The 3,947-nt window shown below is 64.8% G+C and carries 6 protein-coding genes; 2 read left to right on the plus strand and 4 right to left on the minus strand.

The window, feature by feature from the left end:
• Positions 1-104: 104 nt before the first annotated feature.
• Positions 105-626 carry a MarR family winged helix-turn-helix transcriptional regulator gene (locus ACFDR9_RS27120; RefSeq protein ID WP_035787819.1) on the minus strand — a complete coding sequence of 174 codons (522 nt, stop codon included), beginning with the start codon at positions 624-626 and terminating at the stop codon, positions 105-107.
• Positions 627-696: 70 nt separating this feature from the next.
• Here ACFDR9_RS27120 and ACFDR9_RS27125 point away from each other — a divergent pair, with 70 nt between their 5' ends.
• Positions 697-1,629, plus strand: coding sequence for an EamA family transporter (locus tag ACFDR9_RS27125; RefSeq protein ID WP_409032998.1), 933 nt, complete (start codon positions 697-699; stop codon positions 1,627-1,629).
• 79 nt (positions 1,630-1,708) lie between these two features.
• A complete protein-coding gene (locus ACFDR9_RS27130; protein ID WP_409032999.1) occupies positions 1,709-2,326 on the plus strand; it encodes a nitroreductase family protein in 618 nt (205 codons plus the stop codon).
• A 147-nt stretch (positions 2,327-2,473) separates the two neighbouring features.
• Here ACFDR9_RS27130 and ACFDR9_RS27135 read toward each other — a convergent pair whose 3' ends face one another.
• The 3 genes from ACFDR9_RS27135 to ACFDR9_RS27145 all read right to left on the minus strand — a co-directional run.
• A complete protein-coding gene (locus tag ACFDR9_RS27135; RefSeq protein WP_409033000.1) occupies positions 2,474-3,136 on the minus strand; it encodes a DUF799 domain-containing protein in 663 nt (220 codons plus the stop codon).
• Position 3,137: 1 nt separating this feature from the next.
• Positions 3,138-3,506, minus strand: coding sequence for a DUF4810 domain-containing protein (locus tag ACFDR9_RS27140; protein WP_051068394.1), 369 nt, complete (start codon positions 3,504-3,506; stop codon positions 3,138-3,140).
• A gap of 18 nt (positions 3,507-3,524) precedes the next feature.
• The coding region (locus ACFDR9_RS27145; RefSeq protein WP_409033001.1) for a CsgG/HfaB family protein at positions 3,525-3,947 on the minus strand (423 nt) is incomplete at its 5' end.

Here is a 3,947-nt window from a genome sequence, read left to right on the forward strand (position 1 = left end):
GGTTGCATGATTTTCTCCTAAATTGATTCTTCGAACCTTCACTTTAGGATTAATTTGCGTCTTTTGCCGACCCGCCTTCATTCATAGTATCTACGCAAATCGCGCTAACCGAGCGGGTCGGCGGCCGTCTCCAGCTCGGTCAGCAGGCGCGACAGGCGATCGTCCAGCAGCGCCATGTCGGCCGGCTTGATCGACGCCAGAATCCGGTGCTCGTTGGCCACGTGCGCCGTCACCGCGCGCTCGATCAACGCCAGCCCGGCCGGCGTCAGTTGCACCAGCACGCTGCGGGCGTCCTCGCAATTGGCCAGGCGCTCGACCAGGCCGCGGCTTTCCAGCCCCTTCAGCCGGTGCGTCATCGTCCCCGAGGTGATCATCAAGGTCGAGAACAGCGCCGTCGGCGCCAGCCGGTAGGGCGCGCCGGAACGCCGCAAGGTCGCCAGCACGTCGAATTCCCAATTGTTCAGGTCGAACAAGGCGAAGGTCTGGCCCAGCCGGCGCTCCAGCAGCACCGCGCAGCGCTTGATGCGCCCCACCAGCCCCATCGGCATGACGTCCAGGTCCGGGCGCTCGCGGTGCCACTGCGCCAAAATCGCATCCACCGCATCCAACTGCCGCTGTGTCGTCATGTGTCCACCTTTTTATCTTGAAGTGAAGATTATATGCTAGACTTTATTTATCTTGAATTGAAGGTAAATTATGCGCGCCACACCCTCCCCCAAAGTCGTCGTCGACACCCTGCTGACGGCGCTGGCGCCGGCCATCTGGGGCAGCACCTATATCGTCACCACCGAATTGCTGCCGCCGGACCGGCCGTTCACCGCCGCCCTGCTGCGCTGCCTGCCCGCCGGCGTCTTGCTGACGCTGCTGGTGCGGCGCCTGCCCGAGCGGCGCCTGTGGGGCCGCCTGGCCGCGCTGTCGGCGCTCAACATCGGCTTCTTCCAGGCGCTGCTGTTCGTCGCCGCGTACCGGCTGCCGGGCGGGCTGGCCGCCGTCATGGGCGCCATCCAGCCGCTGCTGGTGATGGGTTTGGCGTGGGCGCTGGACCGGCGCCGGCCGGCCGCGCTGGCCATAGTCGCCGGCGTGCTGGGCGTGGGCGGCATGGCCGCGCTGCTGCTGTCCCCCGGCGCCGCGTGGGACCCGCTGGGCATCGCCGCGGCGCTGGCCGGCGCCGCCTGCATGGCGGCCGGCACCTTCCTGGCGCGGCGCTGGCAGTCCGACGTGCCGGTGCTCGCCTTCACCGGCTGGCAACTGCTGGCGGGCGGCTTGATGCTGGCGCCCGTCGCCTTGGCGGTCGACCCGCCGCTGCCGGCGCTGACGCCGGCCAACCTGCTCGGCTACGCCTACCTCGGCATCGTCGGCACGCTGTTGACGTATGTGTTGTGGTTCCGCGGCATCGCCCGCCTGTCGCCGGTGGCGGTGTCGTCGCTTGGGCTACTCAGCCCGCTGATGGCGGTGTTGCTCGGCTGGGCGCTGCTGGGCCAGGCCATGACGGGCTGGTCGCTGGCGGGCCTGCTCACCGTGCTTGGCAGCATTCTCGCGGTGCAGTGGGCGGCGCGCCCGGCCGCAACGACCGGCGGCGCCGCAAACCCAGCAAAGGCCATCAGCCATACTTCGACCCCGAGGGTTTGACCCCGGGTCTGCGCCCTTGGTTTATATTATCGTTATTAACATTTTTATATTCAAGCAATCACTTAACTAGGAGTACGCCATGCATAGCACCATCCAGTCCCTGATCGAATCGCGCATTTCGGCCAACCACTTCGACAGCAGCCGCCAGTTGGCCGAAACCGAGATCGCCGAGCTGGTCCGCCTGGCGACGCTGGCGCCGACGGCCTACAATTTCCAGAACTGGAAGTTCATCGCGGTGCGCTCGCCCGAGGCGAAGGCGCGCCTGAAAGCGGTGGCGTACAAGCAGCAGAAGGTGCTCGACGCGGCCGTCACCTTCATCATCTGCGGCACGCTGGCGGCGCACGAGGGGCTGGCCCAGGCGCTGCGGCCGGCGGTCGAGGCCGGCATCATGCCGCAGGCGATGTCCGATTCGTGGGTGGCGCTGGCCAAGGGTTCGCATCCCAGCCAGCCGCAATTGCAACGCGACGAGGCGGTGCGCTCGGCCTCGCTGGCGGCGATGACGTTGATGCTGGCGGCCGAGGGCATGGGCCTGGTGAGCAGCGCGATGAGCGGTTTCGATCCGGCCGGCGTGGAACGCGAGTTCAACCTGGCCGCCGGCGACGTGCCGGTGATGCTGGTGACGGTCGGCTACGCGGCGCCGGGCAACTGGCCGCAAAAGCCGCGCAAGGCGCTCGCCGACGTGCTCGAATACGCTTGAAGCGCCGGGCCAACGATAAAACGGCCCCGGCCGGCAGCGCCGCCGGGGGACCGTTGCTTGCGAACTGCACCGGCCGGGCAGTCGTCCCACGCCTGCGCGGCCGCTCCCCGACAGCGGGGGGGGGGGGGGGGGGTGGCCGCGCCACGGTTAGTTCTTGTCGTAGTTGACCGAACGGGGGCCGTACAACAGACCGTTGTTCAAGCCGCCAGACAACAAGCGCGCGCTGGCCACCCCGGCGATCGGGTGGGCCGCATCCGTCGCCGTGTTGATGATCTGCTTGACGGCCGCCGTGATCAGGATGCCGATCAGCCCGCCGCCGCTGTTGTTGCCGCCCTCGTTGTCGGACGCCGTCGCCACGCCAGTCCACAGCACGGCGCCGGTTTTCAGGTCCACCAGCCGGGCGTTGGCCGTGACCGCCGCGACGCTGGTGATCACCGCGTAGCTGGTGCCGTAGTTGCTGATCGTCACGTACAGGGCCGCGTCGGCGCCGAAGATCTCCTGGATTTTCTTGGGTTCGACAGCGTGGATATCCGCGCTGCTGCTCAGGCCGTTCTGCTTGAAGGTTTCATCCACCAGCGCCACCGGCAACACGTAATAACCGGCTTCGGCCAGCGGATAGCTGACCTGCGACAGCACGCTGTAGGTCGCCTTGATATCGGGCGAGTTATTCAACGGCGGCAGCACCACGATCGAGCGCGGTTTGCTCGCTTTGAACGCGGTATAGTCGTACGGCGCCGGTTTGGTGGCGCAACCAACCACCAGCAGGGCGGGCAACACGCCAGCCGCCAATTTCAAGCATCTTTTCAACATCCTATTTCTCGCTTTTCTTGTTTTTCTTGAGTAAAAAATCCATGTAGGCGGCCGACTCCGGGAACAGCTTTTTCTCTGCCTCGAATTGCGGCGCGACCAGCGCGTCCTTACCCGTCATCGCGTACAGCATGCCCAGATGGGCGTGGTAGCCGGGCGGCGCCATGTTTCCATTCGAATCGATCAGCAGCAGGTTTTTTTCCAACACCGCGATCTGCTGGTCCGGGCTTTCACCTTTGAAATGCTGATACACCTGGGGCTGATAGCCATCCCATTGATACAAGGTCTTCGGCGCAGTATGGCACCCCGTCAATACCGCGCCCATGGCGACGACCAGCGCGATGGCGGCCGGTTTTGTTATTAATGTATGCATATTTATCATCATGGTGGTTTATTTCGACGCCCAGGCGCCCGCTTGCATACCCTCGACCAGGCGGGTGACGGCTTCGCGCACGGCCAAATCCAATACCTTGCCGTTCAGGGTGGCGTCGTAGCTGGCGGTGCCGCCAAAACCGATAATTTCGCGGTTCGACAGGCTGTACTCGCCGGCGCCCTGGCTGGAATACACCACTTCGGAGGTGTTGATGTTGACGATATTCAGCGTCACTTTGGCATAGGCGACCTGGGTTTTGCCGCGCCCGAGAATGCCGAACAGCTGGTGGTCGCCGACTTCTTTGCGGCCGAATTCGGTGACGTCGCCGGTCACGACGAAATCGGCGCCGTGACTATTCAGCCTGAGCGTACAGCGTAGAAAGTTGTTGTAAACGAATCGTGGATAACGCATCATGCGTGCATGCCACCAAAACCGCCCCGC

The sequence above is a fragment of the Janthinobacterium sp. CG_23.3 genome, from assembly GCF_046115965.1.
Lineage (GTDB): Bacteria > Pseudomonadota > Gammaproteobacteria > Burkholderiales > Burkholderiaceae_D > Janthinobacterium.

Excerpts from the sequence above, each read along its gene's own strand:
- ACFDR9_RS27140 (WP_051068394.1), bottom strand. The coding sequence starts at position 3,506 with ATGCATACATTAATAACAAAACCGGCCGCCATCGCGCTGGTCGTCGCC.
- ACFDR9_RS27125 (WP_409032998.1), top strand. The coding sequence starts at position 697 with ATGCGCGCCACACCCTCCCCCAAAGTCGTCGTCGACACCCTGCTGACG.
- ACFDR9_RS27135 (WP_409033000.1), bottom strand. The coding sequence starts at position 3,136 with ATGTTGAAAAGATGCTTGAAATTGGCGGCTGGCGTGTTGCCCGCCCTG.
- ACFDR9_RS27130 (WP_409032999.1), top strand. The coding sequence starts at position 1,709 with ATGCATAGCACCATCCAGTCCCTGATCGAATCGCGCATTTCGGCCAAC.
- ACFDR9_RS27120 (WP_035787819.1), bottom strand. The coding sequence starts at position 626 with ATGACGACACAGCGGCAGTTGGATGCGGTGGATGCGATTTTGGCGCAG.